The organism is Agromyces flavus, from assembly GCF_900104685.1.
Classification (GTDB): domain Bacteria; phylum Actinomycetota; class Actinomycetes; order Actinomycetales; family Microbacteriaceae; genus Agromyces; species Agromyces flavus.
Map to the genome: position 1 here is coordinate 3,433,524 of NZ_LT629755.1, position 16,913 is coordinate 3,450,436.

Sequence of the window (16,913 nt, forward strand, 5' to 3'; positions counted from 1 at the left end):
CCCGGTCCGCATCGCCCGGGCTCAGCGTGCGCGCTCGAGTGCCGCCCGGGCCGACGCCTCGGGTCGCAGGTCGAGGCGTCGCAGCAGCTGCGCGTTGGCCGCCACGATGATCGTCGAGAGCGACATCAGGATGGCGCCCACGGACATCGGCAGGACGAACCCGATCGGCGCGAGCACGCCGGCCGCCAGCGGAACCGAGACCAGGTTGTAGCCGGCCGCCCACCAGAGGTTCTGCTTCATCTTGCGGTAGCTCGCGCGCGACAGCTCGATCACCGAGAGCACCGAGCGCGGGTCGCTCGAGGCGAGGATGACGCCGGCCGAGGCGATCGCGACATCCGTGCCGGCACCGATGGCGATGCCGACGTCGGCCTGCGCGAGCGCCGGCGCGTCGTTCACTCCGTCGCCGACCATCGCGACCGAGAGGCCCTCGCGCTGGAGCTCCTGGACCTTCGCGGCCTTGTCCTCGGGCCGCACGCCGGCGAAGACCCGGTCGATGCCGAGCTGCTCGGCGACCGTGCGGGCCACCGGCTCGGCGTCGCCCGTGATCATCACGACCTGGACGCCGACGGCGTGCAGCGCGTCGACGGCCTCGAGCGACTCGGGACGGACCTCGTCGGCGAGCGCGATCGCGCCCGCGACCTCGCCGTCGACCACGATGTGCAGCACCGTCGAGCCGCGCTCGGCCCACGCCGCCGACTCGGGCAGCGGCGCGAGCCCCTCGCGGGCGAGGAGTCCGGGGCCGCCGACGTGCACGGCGCGGCCGACCACGTCGGCGGTGACGCCGACCGCCGCCGACGCCTCGAAGCCGGATGCCGCCTGCAGAACGAGCTCGCGGCGCCCGGCCTCGACGACGATGGCCTTCGCGAGCGGGTGCTCGGAGTCGTGCTCGGCGGCCGCGGCGAGCGCGAGCACCTCGGACACGTCGTGGCCCGGCGCGGCCGCGGCATCCGTCACCGCGGGCTCGCCCCTGGTGAGCGTGCCCGTCTTGTCGAACAGCACCGCCTGGACCGTGCGCATGGTCTCGAGCGCGAGCCGGTCGGTCACGAGCACGCCACCGCGCGCCGCACGCTCGGTCGCGATCTGCACCACGAGCGGGATGGCGAGGCCGAGCGCGTGGGGGCACGCGATCACGAGCACCGTCACAGTGTGGATGACGCCCTCGTCGGGCAGGCCCACGAGCGCCCAGGCGACCGCGGTGATCGCGGCGGCGCCGAGCGCGAACCAGAACAACCAGCCGGCCGCGCGGTCGGCCAGGCGCTGCGCACGCGAGCTCGACGCCTGGGCCTGCGCGACGAGGCGCTGGATACCGGCGAGCGCGGTGTCGTCGCCGATCGCGCCGACCCGGACCCGGATAGCGGTGTCGGTGGCGACCGTGCCCGCGACGACGTGGTCGCCGGGGCCGCGGCTCACGGTGCGGGACTCGCCCGTGATCATCGACTCGTCCATCGCGGCGGTCCCGTCGATCACGTCGCCGTCGGCGGGCACGCGCCCGCCGGGACGGACGATCACGACGTCGCCGAGCGCGAGGTCGGACGGCGAGACGGTCTCGACCCCGGCATCCGTCACGCGTTCGGCCTCGTCGGGCAGGAGGGCCGCGAGCGCGTCGAGCGCCGAGGATGTCGCCGCGAGCGAGCGCATCTCGAGCCAGTGGCCGAGCAGCATGATCACGATGAGGAGGGAGAGCTCCCACCAGAAGTCGAGGTCGTGGGGGAAGAACCCGAGGCTCGAGCCGAGCGATGAGATGTACGCGACGGTGATCGCCATGCCGATGAGGAGCATCATGCCGGGCTTGCGCGCCCGCAGCTCCGACACGGCGCCCGTGAGGAACGGCGAGCCGCCCCAGAAGTAGATGACCGAGCCGAGCACGGGCGGGATCCACTGCACGATCGGGTTGTCTGGCAACTGGTAGCCGAAGAGGTCGGCGAACATCGCGCTGAACCCGATCGTCGGGATCGCGAGGCCGAGCATGATCCAGAACAGGCGGCGGAACTGGCCGACGTGGTCTCCGTGGCCCGCGTGACCGGCGTGCATGTCATGTCCCGCGTGCACGTCATGTCCCGCGTGCACGTCGTGCGTCTCATGTCCCGCGTGCACGTCATGTCCCGCGTGCACGTCGTACGTCTCATGTCCCGCGTGCGTGTCGTGCCCGGCGTGCATCTCGTGTCCCGCGTGCATGTCGTGCCGCGCGTGCACGTCGTGGCCCGCGTGCACGTCGTGTCCCGCGTGCATATCGTGCCTGGCGTGCGTGTCGTGCTCCGCGTGGCCGGCCGCGGCCGTGCCGGCGTCGTGGGGGCGCTGCGTGTCCATGGTGACCTCCGAGCCTGTGCCGTCGAATATACCCCTAGGGGGTATTTCTCCACAACCATGAGGACAACGTCATCATTCCCGCATCACGGCATCGCCGCACCCACCGGGGTGGACCGATCGTTTGCAGGCCGGTGGTGCGGGCCCGGAGGATGGAATCATGCCCGCGATCCCGGGAGCGACGCCCGACGCACTCGACGCCGCGCTCGCCGATCCGATCGAGGTCGCGCGGCGGCTCGACGTCGATCCCGAACGAGGCCTCACCGCCGCCGACGCCGCCACCCGCCTGGCCGCCCACGGACCGAACGAGCTCCGCAGTGCCGGGGGTACCCCGTTCTGGCGACGTGTCGTCGCCCAGGTCGCCGACCCGCTGATCCTGCTGCTCATCGCGGCGATCGCCGTCTCCCTGATCGCCTGGCTGGTGGAGGGCGCGGAGGGCTGGCCGATCGACGCCATCGTCATCTTCGGCATCATCGTCCTCAACGCGGTGCTCGGCCTCGTGCAGGAGTCCCGCGCGGAGCGCGCGGTCGCGGCGCTCGCCGTGATGACCCGCGCTCGCTCCACCGTGCTGCGCGACGGCACCCTCCGCACGGTCCCGAGCGCCGAGCTGGTACCGGGCGACCTCCTCGTGCTCGCCGAGGGCGACCAGGTCGGCGCCGACGCGCGCGTCGTCCGCGCGACCTCGCTGCAGGTGGCGGAGGCGGCGCTCACGGGCGAGAGCACGACGGTCGAGAAGCATCCCGAGACCCTCACCGAGCGCGTTCCGCTCGGCGACCGTCACGACATGGTGTTCAAGGGCACCGCGGTGAGCCGCGGCACCGGACGCGCGATCGTGACCGCGACGGGCATGTCGACCGAGATGGGCGCGATCGCGACCCTGCTCGACGAGACCGTGGCCGAGCCCACGCCCCTCCAGGTCGAGGTCGGACACCTCGGTCGCACGCTCGGCCGCATCGTGATCGGCATCGCCATCGTCGTGATGCTCACGGTCGCGCTCGTACAGGGCGTGCGCACCCCGTCCGAGTGGGTCACGGTGCTGCTGCTCGGCGTGTCGCTCGCCGTCGCGGCCGTGCCGGAGGGCCTGCCCGCCATCCTGTCGCTGGTGCTCGCGCTGGGGGTGCAGCGGATGGCGCGGCGCAACGCCGTCGTGAAGACGCTTTCGAGCGTCGAGACGCTCGGTTCCGCCTCGGTGATCTGCACCGACAAGACCGGCACGCTCACGACGAACCAGATGACGATCCAGCGGATCGTCACGGCGTCCGGCACGGTCGACCTCGGGGGCGTGGGCTACGCGCCCGTCGGCCGGGCGACCGTGAAGGGGCGTCCGCTCGAGGATGGGCCGCTGCGGACCGAGGTCGGGATCGTGCTCGGCGCGGGCTCGCTCGCGAACGACGCGCAGCTCGCCGAGCGCGAGGGCGAGTGGAGGATCGAGGGCGATCCGACCGAAGCGGCGTTCCTCGTCGCGGCGCGCAAGCTCGAGGGCACCACGGTCGAGGCGGCGCGCTACGACCGGGTGGGCGAGGTGCCGTTCAGCTCCGAACGGAAGATGATGTCGACGGCGCACCGGCACGAGCGCGGCGACCTCGTGGTGCTGAGCAAGGGCGCGCCCGACGTCCTGCTCGAGCACTGCACGCGCATCCGCATCGGGCCCGACATCGTCCCGCTCGACGCCGTGCGACGCGCGCGGGCGCTCGCCGACGCCGAGGCGCTGTCCGAGGAGGCGTTCCGCACGATCGGCGTGGCCTACCGACCGGCGCCGGAACTCGGGGGCGGCGACGGCGGGCCGGATGTCACGGGGTTCGACGAGTCCGCGGAGCACGACCTCGTCTACGCGGGGGTCGTGGGCATCATCGACCCGCCGCGTCCCGAGGTGCGGCCGGCCATCGCCGAGGCGCGCGCCGCCGGCATCCGCGTCGTCATGATCACCGGCGACCATCCGGCGACCGCGGCGCGCATCGCCCGCGACCTCGGAATCATCGACGAGGACGGCATCGCGCTGCCCGGCGCGCGCCTCGACGGCATGGACGACCGCCAGCTGCGCGACGCCGTGCGCACGGTCTCGGTGTTCGCGCGCGTCGCCCCGCAGCACAAGCTCCGCATCGTCGACGCACTGCAGGCCGAGGGGCTGATCGTCGCGATGACCGGGGACGGCGTCAACGACGCGCCCGCCCTGAAGTCGGCGGACATCGGCATCGCGATGGGCATCACGGGCACCGAGGTCACGAAGGAGGCGGCGAACATGGTGCTCGCCGACGACGATTTCGCCACCATCGTGCACGCGGTCCGCGAGGGCCGTGGCATCTTCGACGACATCCGGAAGTTCCTGCGCTACCTGCTCTACTCGAACATGGGCGAGGTGCTCACGGTGTTCCTGGGCGTGGTCTTCGCGGGCGCGCTCGGCTTCACGGCGGCGAGCGAGGGGGGTCTCGTGCTCCCGCTGGTCGCCACGCAGATCCTGTGGATCAACCTCGTCACCGACTCCGGGCCTGCCCTCGCGATGGGCGTCGACCCCGAGATCGACGACGTCATGGCCCGCCCGCCGCGCGGCCTCCACGATCGCGCCATCGACCTCGGCATGTGGATCGGCATCGGCGTGACGGGCCTCGTCATCGCGGTCATCACGCTCCTGACGATGGACATGTTCCTGCCGGGTGGAATCGTCCCCGGCGGGACCGACACGTTCGACGTCGCGCGCACGGCCGGATTCACGACGCTCGTGTTCGCGGGGCTGTTCACGGCCTTCAACGCGCGCTCGGCGACCTCGAGCGCGTTCCGCGGCCTGTTCACCAACCGCTGGCTGTGGGGCGCGGTCGCGCTCGCCGTCGTGCTCCAGGTCGCCGTCGTCTCGCTGCCGCCGCTGCAGGTCGCGTTCGGCACCGCTCCGCTCGACGGCGTGCACTGGCTGGTGTGCGCGGGCATGGCCTCGGTCGTGCTGTGGGTCGAGGAGCTGCGCAAGCTCGGCATCCTCCTGGCGACGCGGCGACGTGCGGATGGCGCCGGCGCGCGGTTTCGCGCTGCGTGAACATGCGCGCGCTCGGGTCCGGCGGCATGCTGGGATGACGCCATGGACCTGCTCATCCTCGGTGGAACCCAGTGGCTCGGACGTGCGCTCGCCGGGGAGGCGGTGCGTCGCGGACATCGCGTGACGTGCCTCGCACGCGGCGAGGCGGGTGCGGTCGCGCCCGGGGCCGAGCTCGTCGTCGCCGACCGCGACGCGGCGGGGACCGCTGCCTACTCCTCCGTGGTCGGTCGGCACTGGGACGCGGTCGTCGACCTGACCCGCCAGCCGGGGCACGCCCGCCGCGCTGCGGCCGCACTGGCCGAGCAGGTCGACCACGTGACCTTCATCTCCTCGTGCAGCGTGTACGCGCGACACGACGAGCCCGGTGCCGACGAGTCGGCCGAGCTGCTGCCGCCGCTCGACGCCGACGACTCCGCACCCGAGACCTACGGCGAGGCGAAGGTCGCCTGCGAGGCGGCGTGGCGCGACGCCGCGGCGGAGCGCCTGCTCGTCGTGCGACCCGGCCTCATCGGCGGTCCCGGCGACCCGTCCGACCGGGCGGGCTATTGGGTCGCGCGTGCGGCTCGCGACGACGCGCCCATGCTCGTGCCCGACATCCCGGACAGCGCCGTGCAGGTCATCGACGTGCGCGACCTCGTCCGCTTCGTGCTCGACGCGATCGAGCGCGGGCTCGTCGGGACGTTCAATGCGGTGGGGCCGCGCACCACCTTCGCCGACTGGCTCGCCGCCTCTCGGGAGGTCGGCGGACACGATGGCGAGCTCGTCACGGCCTCCCCCGGCCGACTCGTCGAGCTGGAGATGGCCGAGTGGGCGGGTCCCGACTCGCTGCCGCTCTGGATCGCCGATCCGACCTGGGACGCGTTCCTCGACCGCTCGAACGCGGCCGCGGTGCGCACGGGCCTCGAGCTGCGCCCGATGCGCGAGCATCTCGTCGACGCGCTCGCTTGGGAGCGAGAGGCGGGGCTCGATCGCTCACGCCGCGCGGGACTCGGCCCGGATCGGGAACGCGAGCTGATCGACGCCCTCCGGCGCTGATCGACGCGCGCCGTCCGGGATCGCGGACGGTGCGCGGGGGACGACCCGAGCGGCGCGGCATCCGCGTCGCTAGCCTCGGAAGATGACCGGCCCCGTCCTCTCGCACGACCCGCTCTGGCCACGCGCGGGCGACTGGCCCGCGATCGAGGCGCTCGCCGACGGGGCCCGCGCCGACCTCACGATCCTCGGCGTGCCGGCGTCGCGCTCGTCGCTCTCGCCCACGAACGCGCACACCACGCCGGCAGCGATCCGGGAGGCGCTGCGGCGGTACAGCCCAGCGCTCGTGCCCGACCGGTCGCGCGACGTGTTCGGCCCGCCCGACGCGCGCCCGCCCGGCGTGGTCGACCTCGCGGAGCTCGGGTACGCCGACGCGGGCGACATCGACGAGCCCGACGGCGAGGCCGGTGAGGCGCGCACGCGCGCCCGCGTCGCCGAGGTGCTCGACCGTTCCGACGCGATCATCGCGCTCGGCGGCGACAACTCGGTGACCGTCGCGACCGCGCTGGGCGCGTGGGGCGACGACCTCGCCCGCGCCGGACTGGTGACGATCGACGCCCACCACGACCTGCGGGAGGGGGTATCGAACGGCTCGCCGGTGCGTCGGCTCATCGAGGCCGGCCTCGATCCGCGCCGCATCGTGCAGATCGGCATCGCCGACTTCGCGAACTCGGCCGCGTATGCGCGCCGGGCCGAGGAACTGGGCATCACCGTGGTCCACCGCGACGAGCTGCACCATCGGCAGCTCGGCGCGCTCATGGCCGAGGCGCTCCTGATCGCGGGCGCGGCAGGCGGCCCGGTCCACCTCGACGTGGACGTCGACGCGTGCGACCGCTCGGTCGCGCCCGCCTGCCCCGCGTCGGTCCCCGGGGGCCTGACGGCGTGGGAGCTTCGCGCGCTCGTCCGCGCCGCGGCATCCGACCCGCGCGTTCGAAGCGCCGACCTCGTCGAGATCGACGCGACCACCGATGCGCCCGACGGTCGCACGGTTCGCCTCGCGGCGCTCTGCGTGCTCGAGTTCGCGGCGGGAATCGCGATTCGGAAGGTGCCGCCGCCCGAGGAGGGTGGCAGACTCGGCGCATGAAGACGCTCGTGCTCGTCCGCCACGCGAAGTCGGCGTGGGGCGACCCGACGCTCGCCGACCACGACCGCCCGCTCAACGATCGCGGCCGACGCGATGCGCCCGAGATGGGCCGGCGCCTCCGCGAGCGCGGCGTCGCACCCGACGCGATCCTGTCGAGCACCGCGGTGCGCGCTCGCAGCACGGCCGAGGCGATCGCCGACGAGCTCGGCGCGGCGCGCGGCGTGCTCGCGTTCGACGAGCGGCTCTACGGCTCGTCGCCCGAGACGATCCTCGAGGTCGTCGGCGAGGTCGACGACGAGATGACGACCGTCCTCGTCGTCGCGCACGATCCGGGCATGTCCGATCTCGCGAACCAGCTGTCGGGCGAGATCGAGCACATGCCCACGTGCGGCGTGGCCGAGTTCCGCTTCGCCGCGTGGTCGTGGTCCGAGATCGGCGAGGCCGAACCGCTCGAGGTGCACCTCGACACCCCGCACTGACGGGGCGTCCCGACAGCGAGTCCGAGGGCGACGTTCAGTCGCCGGATGCGGCGAGCATGCGCCGCACGTACGGCGTCGCCGGGTCGGCGGCGAGCTCATCCAACGTGCCGCGCTGCGTGACGCGGCCGTCCTCGAGTACGAGCACGGCGTCGGCGAGCGCCGCGGCGTCGGCGCGGCTGTGGGTCACGAAAACCGTCGCGCCGCCGAACTCGCGAACGTGCGCGGCGAGCTCGGCGCGCATGTCGTCGCGCACCTCGACGTCGAGCGCCGACATCGGCTCGTCGAGCAGCAGCACATCGGGCTCGGCGGCGAGCGCTCGCGCGAGCGCCACCCGTTGCGCCTGGCCGCCCGACAGCTCGCCCGGCAGCCGGTCGGCGAGGGCGGCCAGGCCGTAGCGCTCGAGCCACGGCTCGGCGACGGCGCGGGCGGCGACGCGCGAGACGCCGCGCATCCGTGCGGCGAAGCCCACGTTGTCGCGCACGGTGAGATGGGGGAACAGCACGTGGTCCTGGAACACGACGCCGACGCGACGACGTTCGGGCGGCAGCTCGTCGACCGTCCGGTCGCCGATCCGCACCCCACCCGCGTCGAGCGGCACGAGTCCCGCGATCGCGGCGAGCAGGGTCGACTTGCCGGCTCCGTTCGGGCCGATGACGGCGAGCGGATGTCCCGGCGCGACGTCGAACGCGGCGGCGACCCGGTGCCCGCCGCGCGTGACCGTCACATCGGCCCGGAGGATCGGATGCGCCGACGTCGACGCCTGGCCGGGCGTCATCCGCGCACCCCCGGAAGCCAGCGGTCGCGCAGCCCGAGCAGCACCCCGACGGACACCGCGAGGAGTAGCAGCGCGAGCGCCACGGCCTCGTCGGGATCGGTCTGCATCGCGAGGTAGCTCGCGATCGGCAGGGTGCGGGTGACGCCCGGCAGCGAGCCCGCGAAGGTGATGGTCGCGCCGAACTCGCCCATCGCGCGCGTGAAGCACAGCACGGCCCCGGCCGCGACACCGGGAGCGACGAGCGGGAGCGTCACGTGCCGGAACACCTGCCAGCGGGACGCGCCGAGCGTGGCGGCCGCGAGCTCGGTGCGGCGGTCCGTCGAGCGCAGGGCGCCCTCGACGGCGAAGACGAGGAACGGCAGCGAGACGAACAGCTGCGCCAGGACGACCGCGCCCGACGTGAACGGGATGGTCACGCCGAGCGCGTCGGCCAGCGGACCGCCGAGCAGTCCGCGTCGTCCGAGGAGCAGGAGGAGGGCGATGCCGCCGATCACGGGTGGCAGCACGAGCGGCACCGTGACGGCGGCGCGCAGCAGGCGTCGCGGCAGCGTCGGCCACGTCGCCGCCCTCGCCAGCACGGCCGCGAGCGGCACGCCCAGTACGAGGCTGAGCGCCGTGGCGAGACCGGCCGTCACGACCGACAGCACGAGCGCCTCACGCACGGACTCGCGAGCGATGAGCTCGGGAAGCTGCGCCCAGGGCGCGCGCACGACCAGGGCGACGAGCGGGAGCACGAGCACCCCGAGGCCCACGACCCCCAGCGTCGCGACCGGCCACGCGAGCCGATCGGAAGAGCGGTTCACGGCGCGCCGAATCCCAGGCGCTCGAGCACCGCCCGGCCGTCCGCACCGGTGACGAGTGCGACGAACGCCTCGGCGGCGTCGAGTTGCGGCGCGGTCGCGAGCGCGGCGACGGGGTAGCGATTGACGACGGATGCCGCAGCCGGGACCTCGATGCCCTCGACCGCGTCGCCCGCCGCGAGCACGTCGGTGCGGTACACGAGCGCCGCGTCGACCTCGCCGAGCGACACCTTGGTCAGCACGGCCCTCACGTCGGACTCGAGCGTGTCGGGCGTCGCCACGACGCCCTCGGCGTCGAGCAGCGTCGCCGATGCGCCGCCGCACGGGACGGACGGGTCGCACAGCGCGACCCTGAGATCGGCGCGGGCCAGGTCGTCGAGCCCCGACACCGCCGCCGGGTTCCCGGCGGGCACCACCAGCTCGAGCGTGTTGGTCGCGAACACGGTGGAGCCATCGACGAGGGCGGCGTCGACGAGCGCCTGCATGGGCGGCTCGGCCGCGGCGGCGAACACGTCGGCGGGCGCGCCCTCGACGACCTGCTGCGCGAGCGCCGCACTGCCGCCGAAGTTCAGCACGACCTCCACCGACGGGTTGCGCTCCTCGAAGCGGTCGGCGAGCGCCTCGAAGGCGTCCGTCAGGGATGCCGCGGCGAAGACGGTGAGCGTCGCGGGTGCGAGCCCGTCGGAATCCGGCGCCGCCGGCGTGGAGGGGCCACCGTCGCCGGCGGAGGGCGCGCAGCCGGCCAGCGCGAGTCCAGCGGCGGCGACGGCCGCTGCCACAGCGAGGCGCGACATCCGCCTCACGGGTCGGCCCGTTGCGGCAGCTCGATCGACACGACGGTCGCCTTCGCGCTCGCGGCCGCGAGCATGCCGGGTTCGAGGCCGAGCTCGTCGGCGGCTTCGCGGCTCATGAGCGAGACGATGCGGAACGGGCCGGCACGCAGTTCGACCTGCGCCATCACCCCGTCGCGGCGGACCGCGGTGACGAGGCCGACGAAGCGGTTGCGCACCGACGCGCGGGCGAGGGGGAACGCGTCGGCGAGGGCGCCGCCCTCGGGCTGCTCGGCGAGGAGGCGTGCGAGTTCCGCGCCGTCGACGACCTGCATGCCGTTGGCTCCACGGCCGAGCTCGAGGCGGCCCTGGTCGGCCCAGCGGCGCACCGTGTCATCGCTCACGCCGAGCAGCGCGGCCGCCTCGCTGATACGGAACCGAGTCATGCCGCGTACCGCGACTGCGTCTCCATGACGTCATCGTAGCCGCGGATGCGGATTCAGTGGGAAACCGTCGAGGTGTCTCCATCGCGTCCGCGCAGCGCGCTCCATCGGTCGGCGGTCAGCACCATGACACGCTCATCGCCGTCGGCCGGGACCTCCTCGAAGCCGAGCCGTTCGGCGAGCACCTTCGAGGCCGAGTTGCCCCACGTCATGTGCGCCTCGCAGCGCACTGCGCCCAGCTGCTCGAAGGCGAGCTCGAGCATCGCCTCGGCCGCCTCGCGCGCGTACCCACGACCCTGCCAGTCGGGGCCGATCACCCAGCCGACGTCCACCCGGCGGTCGGCGCGTTCGAGCGAGCGCAGGTGCAGCGACGCGTCGCCGATCAGCCGGTCGTCGAGCAGCACGGCGAGTGCGAGGAAGTCGTCGAGCTGTTCCAGCCGCGTATGCCGCGTGCGATGGGCGAGGTGCACGAACGATTCGGCGCGCGTGCGCAACGGCCACGACAGGTGCTCGACCACGCGAGGATCGGACTGGAGCGCGTACCACGCGTCGGCATCGGCCAGTCGGTGCGGCCGGAGCACGAGCCGCTCGGTGCGGATCACCGGCGAGCGGACGCCGTCGTGGATCCGCGGGCCGCGCATGAACCGCGGCCGCTGCGGAATCATCGACCGCAGCAGGCTCGCGAAGGAGTGGCCGTCGTGATCGTCCAATTCGGGCGGTCCTTCGGTCGTGCGGCTCATGTCGACCCCTTGTGACGCTGGCGCAGTGCAGGTCGCTCGTCGGCGACCCCGTTCGGTCAGGCGCCCGGGTCCGGCTCCGCCTCGGCGATGCCGGCCCGGTGGGCCATGGAACAACGCTACGCCGGAATGCTGAGAAAGGGTCAGGCATTGCGCAGGTATCATCGCGCACGATATGCGGCCGACGGCGGGCCGGGTGCTGCGAGAATCGAGGAATGGCGGCCATCGACCCCGGCGCGCGCCGGTACGCGCGGCAGCGGGTGCTGCCCGGCTTCGGCACGGCGGGCCAGGAGCGCCTCGCGGCCGCGCACGTCGTCGTGCTGGGCGCCGGCGGGCTCGGGTCGGCCGTGATCCCTCCCCTCGCGGCATCGGGCATCGGCCGCATCACGATCGTCGACGACGACCGCGTCGAGGTGACCAACCTGCACCGCCAGACGCTGCACGCCGATGCCGACGTCGGCCGTCCGAAGGTCGATTCGGCGACGGATGCCGCGGCGCTCCTCGCTCCCGATGCCGCGCTGCTCGGACTCATGGTCCGATTCGACGAGGGCAACGCCGACGAACTGCTCGCCGACGCCGACGTCGTGGTCGACGGCACCGACGACCTGCCCACCCTGTACGTCGCGGACGCGGCCGCGGCGCGCGCCGGCATCCCGCTGGTGTGGGGCTCTGCGGCACGATTCTTCGGCCAGGTCGGCGTCTCGTGGGAGGCGCGCGGCGTCTCGTACCGCGACCTGTTCCCCGAACCACCGGCCGACGCGGGCCTCAGCTGCGAGGTCGACGGCATCCTGCCCACGGTGTGCACGGTGACCGGGGGGCTCATGGCCGGCGAGGTGCTCAAGCTCCTCACGGGCATCGGCGAACCGCTCGTCGGCCGTGTCGCGGTGTACGACGCGCTCACAGGTCGGACGCGCGAGATCGCCTATGCCCGCGACCCCGCCCGTGCCGACGCCGGTGGTCACGGGGGAGTCGGCGCCGACGAATCCAGAACCCCGAGCCCCGAGCCGATTCACGCGCCGATCCCCGAGATCGAGGCTCCGGCGCTCGCCGTGGAACTCGCATCCGGCACGCGCCCCGTCCTCCTCGACGTTCGGGAGCCGTGGGAGGCCGACCTCGCCGCGATCCCCGGCTCGACGCTGATCCCCCTGCACGAGCTCGGGGGCCGCGCGGGCGAGCTCGACCCCGCGGCATCCGTCGTCGTGTACTGCCATCTCGGCGTGCGCTCGCGCCTGGCGGCCGAGCACCTCGCGTCGATCGGCTTCGCCCGCGTGCGCAACCTGGCGGGCGGCATCGACGCGTGGTCCCGCGACGTCGACGCGAGCGTGGAGCGCTACTGATGGGCGAGCGCGTCGCCGTCGACGAGCACGCGCGGTTCGTGCGGTCGCTGCTCGCGTCGCTCGGGGCACGGCCCACCGAGCGGGTGCCGCTCGACGACGCGCTCGGGCGCATCACGGCGTCGCCGGTCGAGTCGCCCATTCCCCTGCCGCCGTTCCGCAACGCGCAGATGGACGGGTTCGCGGTGCGCGCCGCCGACGTGGCGGGCGCGTCGGCCGAGTCATCCGTCGCCCTGCCCGTCGTCGGCGAGCTCGCCGCCGCGCCGGGCACGCCCGAGCCGCTCATCGCGGGGACCGCGGTGCGGATCATGACGGGCGCGCCGGTGCCCGACGGCGCCGACGCGGTCGTCCCCGTCGAGGACACGGAGTCCGCACGGGATGGCGCGACGGTCCGGATCCGCCGATCGCGCGCTGCCGGCGAGTACGTTCGCGAGGCCGGATCCGATCTGGCTGCCGGGGCCGACGTGCTCCCGGCGGGGATCCGGCTGGAGCCGCGGCACCTCGCGGCCGCCGCGGCATCCGGTCTCGCCGAGCTCCTCGTGCGCGAGCGTGTGCGGGTCGCGGTCGTCAGCACGGGCAGCGAACTCGTGGCGCCGGGTGAGCGGCTCGCCCCGGGCGAGATCCCCGACGCGAACGGCGTCGCGCTCGTCGCAGCGGTCCGAGCCGCCGGTGCGGTCGTGCGGCACACGGCGCGCGTGCGCGACGACGTCGAACGGCTCCGCGTCGAGCTCGATGCGGCCGTCGACGCCGGCGCCGAGCTCATCCTGACGAGCGGCGGCATCTCGCAGGGCGCCTACGAGGTCGTCCGCGAGCTCATCGAACCGCTCGGCGCGTGGGTCGGCTCGGTCGCGATGCAGCCCGGCGGGCCGCAGGCGACCGGCGTGTACCGCGGCGTTCCGCTCATCGGCTTCCCGGGCAACCCCGTGAGCACCCAGCTGTCATTCGCGCTGTTCGTCGCCCCCTCGCTGCGGGCCATCGCGGGGCTTCCGCCCCCCCGGTCCGAGCGGCTGCCGCTCGCCGAGGCGATCACCTCCATCCCCGGACGCCGGCAGATCCTGCGCGGCCGGCGCACCCCCGACGGCACCGCCGCGCCCGTCGGCGGACCGGGATCCCACCTCGTCGCCGCGCTCGCGGCATCCGACCTGCTCATCGTCGTGCCCGAGTACGTCACGTCGCTCGACGCCGGCGATCTCGTCGATACCGTGGACCTATGAGCTCGCTCACGCACCTCGACGACGACGGCCGCGCTCGCATGGTCGACGTCGGCGGCAAGCCCGTCACCCACCGCGTCGCGATCGCCGAGGGTCGACTCGACACGACGCCCGAGGTCGTCGAGCTCGTGCGCAGCGACCGGCTGAAGAAGGCCGACGTGCTGCCCACCGCCCGCATCGCCGGCATCGCGGGCGCCAAGCGGACCAGCGAGCTCATCCCGCTCGCGCACATCGTGCCGCTCGATGCGGTGTCGATCGACTTCGGCTTCGAGGACGCGGCGGTCACGATCCGCGCGACGGCGTCGACCACCGCGAAGACCGGCATCGAGATGGAGGCGCTCACGGCCGTCGCGATCGCCGGACTCACCCTGCACGACATGGTCAAGGCCGTCGACCCGGCGGCTCGGCTCGGGGGGATCCGCCTCGTCGAGAAGCGCGGCGGCAAGCGCGGCGTGTGGCGGGCCGATGACGCGGCGCCGGGTGCGGCCGAGAACGAGTCCGACGAAGCGCCGACCGATGCCGCGCCGTCGCGCCGCGCCATCGTGCTCGTCGCCTCCACTCGCGCCGCCGCGGGCACCGCGGCCGACGAGACCGGTCCCGTGATCGCCCGCTGGCTCGCCGGGCACGGCCTCGACGTCGACGCGCCCCGCGTGGTCGCCGACGCCGAGATCGCCGAGGCGCTGCGCACCGCGGTCGCCGAGCGGCCCGCCGTGATCCTCACCACGGGTGGCACGGGCGTGAACCCCCACGACCGCACGCCCGAGGCCACGCGCGCCGTGCTCGACCAGGAGCTTCCCGGGGTCGCCGAGGCGATCCGCGCCGACGGTCGCGCCGCGACGCCGACCGCGGCGGTGAGCCGCGCGCTCGCCGGGCTCGCGGGTCGCACGATCATCGTCAACCTGCCGGGTTCGCGCGGCGGCGTCGCCGACGGGCTCGCGGTGCTCGACGGGCTGCTCCCGCACCTGCTCGACCAGGTCGCGGGCGGCGACCACGCCCCGCGCGGCGGGAGGCACCCGCGAGCGGATGCCGCGGTCGAGCCCGGGCATGAGGCGCACGGCGCGTCCAGGCCGGGACCGGCCGCCGAGCGCGAGACGGGGCACGGCGAGGCGGACCGGCTCGAGCACGGGGGTGCCCCGCATGCCTGAGCCCGAGGTCCTCGCCGTCGTCACGAACGAGGTGCTCGACCGCGCGGCCATCGAAGCGTTCGTCCGGTCGCCACAGGATGGCGCGCTCGTCACGTTCGAGGGCGTGATCCGCGACCACGATCACGGCGAGGCCGTCACGGCGCTCGACTACGAGGCCCACCCCGACGCCGAGCGGTTCCTGCGCGAGACCTGTGCCGAGGTCGCCCGCGAGACCGGGCTGCGGGTGGCGGCCGCGCACCGCGTCGGCGCGCTGACCATCGGGGATGTCGCGCTCGTGGCATCCGTCGCCGCCCCGCACCGGGCCGAGGCGTTCGCGGCGTGCGCGCTGCTCGTCGATCGCATCAAGGAGCGCACGCCGATCTGGAAGCGGCAGCACCTCGCCGGCGGCACCACGGAGTGGGTCAACCTCTGATCCCGGGTCGACCGCCCGCTCCCGGTCAGCCGCCGGCGAAGGGCGGCAGCACGTCGACCTGCGCACCGAGCGGCGCGGCCGGATCGCGACGCACGACGCCGTCGACCAGGAACGACCCGTTCGCGACGACGCGCGACATCGCCGGCCCGTAGCGCGCGACGAGCAGGTCGCGCAGCGCGCCGACGGTCGCGGCATCCGGGTCGGCCACAACGATCCGTTCCTCCTCGACGCCCGCGGCCTCCGCCGCCGCGGCGAAGTACCGCACGAGCACCGTCGTGGTCGTCGTCGTCGCGGTGTCAGCCACCGATGCCTCCCATGGTCCGGACCGGTCGCACGAAGTCGAGGTCGTCGATGCCGTGCCCGGCCTTCTTGCCCCACATCGCCGCGCGCCACCGGTCGGCGAGCTCGGCATCCGACGCGCCCGAGCGGAGCATCGCACGCAGGTCGGTCTCGTCGTCGCCGAACAGGCACGAGCGCACCGAACCCTCGGCCGTGAGGCGGGTGCGATCGCACGCGCCGCAGAACGGGCGCGTGACCGATGCGATGATGCCGACCGTGTCGGGTCCGCCGTCGACGAGCCACTCCTCGGCGGGAGCCGCCGGATCCTCGCGGCCGACCGGTTCGAGTGCGAATCGTGCGCCGAGCTCGGCGAGCAGTTCGGCTGCATCGACCATGTTGTCGCGCCGCCAGGCTTCGTCTGCGTCGAGCGGCATCTGCTCGATGAAGCGAAGCCGGCAGCCGTGCTCGATCGCCCACGCGAGGAGCGCCGGTGCGTCGTGGAGCGTCTCGCGCATGAGCACGGCGTTGATCTTGACGGGGCCGAGGCCGGCGCGGAGCGCACCTGCGATGCCGGCGAGCACCGCGGGAAGGCGGTCGCGACGAGTGAGGCGGGTGAAGTGCTCGCGGTCGAGCGTGTCGAGCGAGACGTTCACGCGAGTGAGCCCGGCCTCGCGCAGCCCCTCAGCCCGGCGGTCGAGGCCGATGCCGTTCGTCGTCACCGACAGCTGCGTACCGGGTGCCGCACGCGCGGACTGCCGCACGATCTCGACGAGGTCGGGACGCGTCAGCGGCTCGCCGCCCGTGAAGCGGACCTCGCGGATCCCGAGGTCGCGGACCCCGATGCCCACGAGCCGGGCGATCTCGCCCGGCGAGAGCAATTCGTCGCGCGGGATGACGGGCAGGCCCTCGGCCGGCATGCAATAGGTGCAGCGCAGCGAGCAGGCCGACGTGATCGAGATGCGCAGGTCGTGCGCGACGCGACCGAAGCGGTCGACGAGCCCGGGCACGTCGGGACGTCCGTCGACCGACGGCGCCTCGGAGGGCGACCGCCGCACGGACGGCATCCCGAGCGCGAGCGTGCTCATG

At 74.0% G+C, this 16,913-nt stretch carries 16 protein-coding genes; 8 read left to right on the plus strand and 8 right to left on the minus strand.

Translation table 11 applies throughout. The annotated features are described in order from the left end of the window. Positions 1 to 21 precede the first annotated feature (21 nt). Positions 22 to 2,307 (minus strand): copper-translocating P-type ATPase, encoded by a 2,286-nt coding sequence (locus BLT99_RS16300; RefSeq protein ID WP_092674805.1) that lies wholly within the window; start codon positions 2,305 to 2,307, stop codon positions 22 to 24. 157 nt (positions 2,308 to 2,464) lie between these two features. Here BLT99_RS16300 and BLT99_RS16305 point away from each other — a divergent pair, with 157 nt between their 5' ends. The 4 genes from BLT99_RS16305 (at position 2,465) to BLT99_RS16320 (ending at position 7,921) form a co-directional block, all read left to right on the plus strand. Continuing rightward, entirely contained in the window at positions 2,465 to 5,326 is a 2,862-nt protein-coding gene (locus BLT99_RS16305) for a cation-translocating P-type ATPase (protein ID WP_092674807.1), read from the plus strand. A gap of 42 nt (positions 5,327 to 5,368) precedes the next feature. Continuing rightward, entirely contained in the window at positions 5,369 to 6,361 is a 993-nt protein-coding gene (locus BLT99_RS16310) for an NAD-dependent epimerase/dehydratase family protein (protein ID WP_092674809.1), read from the plus strand. A gap of 82 nt (positions 6,362 to 6,443) precedes the next feature. After that, positions 6,444 to 7,442: an arginase family protein gene (locus tag BLT99_RS16315; RefSeq protein WP_092674811.1), complete on the plus strand. Its 999-nt coding sequence runs from the start codon at positions 6,444 to 6,446 to the stop codon at positions 7,440 to 7,442. Beyond that, complete coding sequence (locus BLT99_RS16320) at positions 7,439 to 7,921, plus strand: SixA phosphatase family protein (RefSeq protein WP_092674813.1); 483 nt, start codon at positions 7,439 to 7,441, stop codon at positions 7,919 to 7,921. The genes BLT99_RS16315 and BLT99_RS16320 overlap by 4 nt, the downstream gene beginning before the upstream one ends. A 34-nt stretch (positions 7,922 to 7,955) precedes the next feature. On the opposite strand, the gene BLT99_RS16325 is transcribed toward BLT99_RS16320, so the two are convergent. The 5 genes from BLT99_RS16325 to BLT99_RS16345 are packed head-to-tail and all read right to left on the minus strand — an operon-like array spanning position 7,956 to position 11,449. Beyond that, positions 7,956 to 8,696, minus strand: a complete 741-nt coding sequence (locus tag BLT99_RS16325) for an ABC transporter ATP-binding protein (protein ID WP_092674815.1) — start codon at positions 8,694 to 8,696, stop codon at positions 7,956 to 7,958. After that, complete coding sequence (locus BLT99_RS16330) at positions 8,693 to 9,499, minus strand: ABC transporter permease (RefSeq protein ID WP_197675506.1); 807 nt, start codon at positions 9,497 to 9,499, stop codon at positions 8,693 to 8,695. The genes BLT99_RS16325 and BLT99_RS16330 overlap by 4 nt, the downstream gene beginning before the upstream one ends. After that, positions 9,496 to 10,290: a molybdate ABC transporter substrate-binding protein gene (gene modA / locus BLT99_RS16335; protein ID WP_092674817.1), complete on the minus strand. Its 795-nt coding sequence runs from the start codon at positions 10,288 to 10,290 to the stop codon at positions 9,496 to 9,498. Before modA ends, BLT99_RS16330 begins: the two co-directional genes overlap by 4 nt. Positions 10,291 to 10,295: 5 nt before the next feature. After that, on the minus strand, positions 10,296 to 10,712 hold the full coding sequence (locus tag BLT99_RS16340) for a TOBE domain-containing protein (protein ID WP_092674818.1): 417 nt from the start codon (positions 10,710 to 10,712) through the stop codon (positions 10,296 to 10,298). A 53-nt stretch (positions 10,713 to 10,765) separates the two neighbouring features. Next, positions 10,766 to 11,449, minus strand: a complete 684-nt coding sequence (locus BLT99_RS16345) for a GNAT family N-acetyltransferase (RefSeq protein ID WP_157675017.1) — start codon at positions 11,447 to 11,449, stop codon at positions 10,766 to 10,768. A 212-nt stretch (positions 11,450 to 11,661) separates the two neighbouring features. On the opposite strand from BLT99_RS16345, the gene BLT99_RS16350 reads away from it, so the two are divergent. Genes BLT99_RS16350 through BLT99_RS16365 form a run of 4 tightly spaced genes read left to right on the plus strand, consistent with a single transcriptional unit; the run spans position 11,662 to position 15,548 of the window. Then, the gene (locus tag BLT99_RS16350; RefSeq protein ID WP_092674822.1) at positions 11,662 to 12,783 is read left to right on the plus strand and encodes a HesA/MoeB/ThiF family protein; all 1,122 of its coding nucleotides are present in this window, start codon (positions 11,662 to 11,664) and stop codon (positions 12,781 to 12,783) included. Then, a complete protein-coding gene (locus BLT99_RS16355; RefSeq protein ID WP_092674824.1) occupies positions 12,783 to 13,994 on the plus strand; it encodes a molybdopterin molybdotransferase MoeA in 1,212 nt (403 codons plus the stop codon). Before BLT99_RS16350 ends, BLT99_RS16355 begins: the two co-directional genes overlap by 1 nt. After that, positions 13,991 to 15,136, plus strand: coding sequence for a bifunctional molybdenum cofactor biosynthesis protein MoaC/MoaB (gene moaCB / locus BLT99_RS16360; protein ID WP_092674825.1), 1,146 nt, complete (start codon positions 13,991 to 13,993; stop codon positions 15,134 to 15,136). Before BLT99_RS16355 ends, moaCB begins: the two co-directional genes overlap by 4 nt. Continuing rightward, complete coding sequence (locus BLT99_RS16365) at positions 15,129 to 15,548, plus strand: molybdenum cofactor biosynthesis protein MoaE (protein ID WP_092676581.1); 420 nt, start codon at positions 15,129 to 15,131, stop codon at positions 15,546 to 15,548. Before moaCB ends, BLT99_RS16365 begins: the two co-directional genes overlap by 8 nt. 25 nt (positions 15,549 to 15,573) lie before the next feature. Here BLT99_RS16365 and BLT99_RS16370 read toward each other — a convergent pair whose 3' ends face one another. Both BLT99_RS16370 and moaA read right to left on the minus strand, forming a co-directional pair. After that, entirely contained in the window at positions 15,574 to 15,852 is a 279-nt protein-coding gene (locus BLT99_RS16370; RefSeq protein ID WP_229724520.1) for a MoaD/ThiS family protein, read from the minus strand. Further along, positions 15,845 to 16,912 (minus strand): GTP 3',8-cyclase MoaA, encoded by a 1,068-nt coding sequence (gene moaA / locus BLT99_RS16375; RefSeq protein WP_092674829.1) that lies wholly within the window; start codon positions 16,910 to 16,912, stop codon positions 15,845 to 15,847. Before moaA ends, BLT99_RS16370 begins: the two co-directional genes overlap by 8 nt. Position 16,913: the final 1 nt, after the last annotated feature.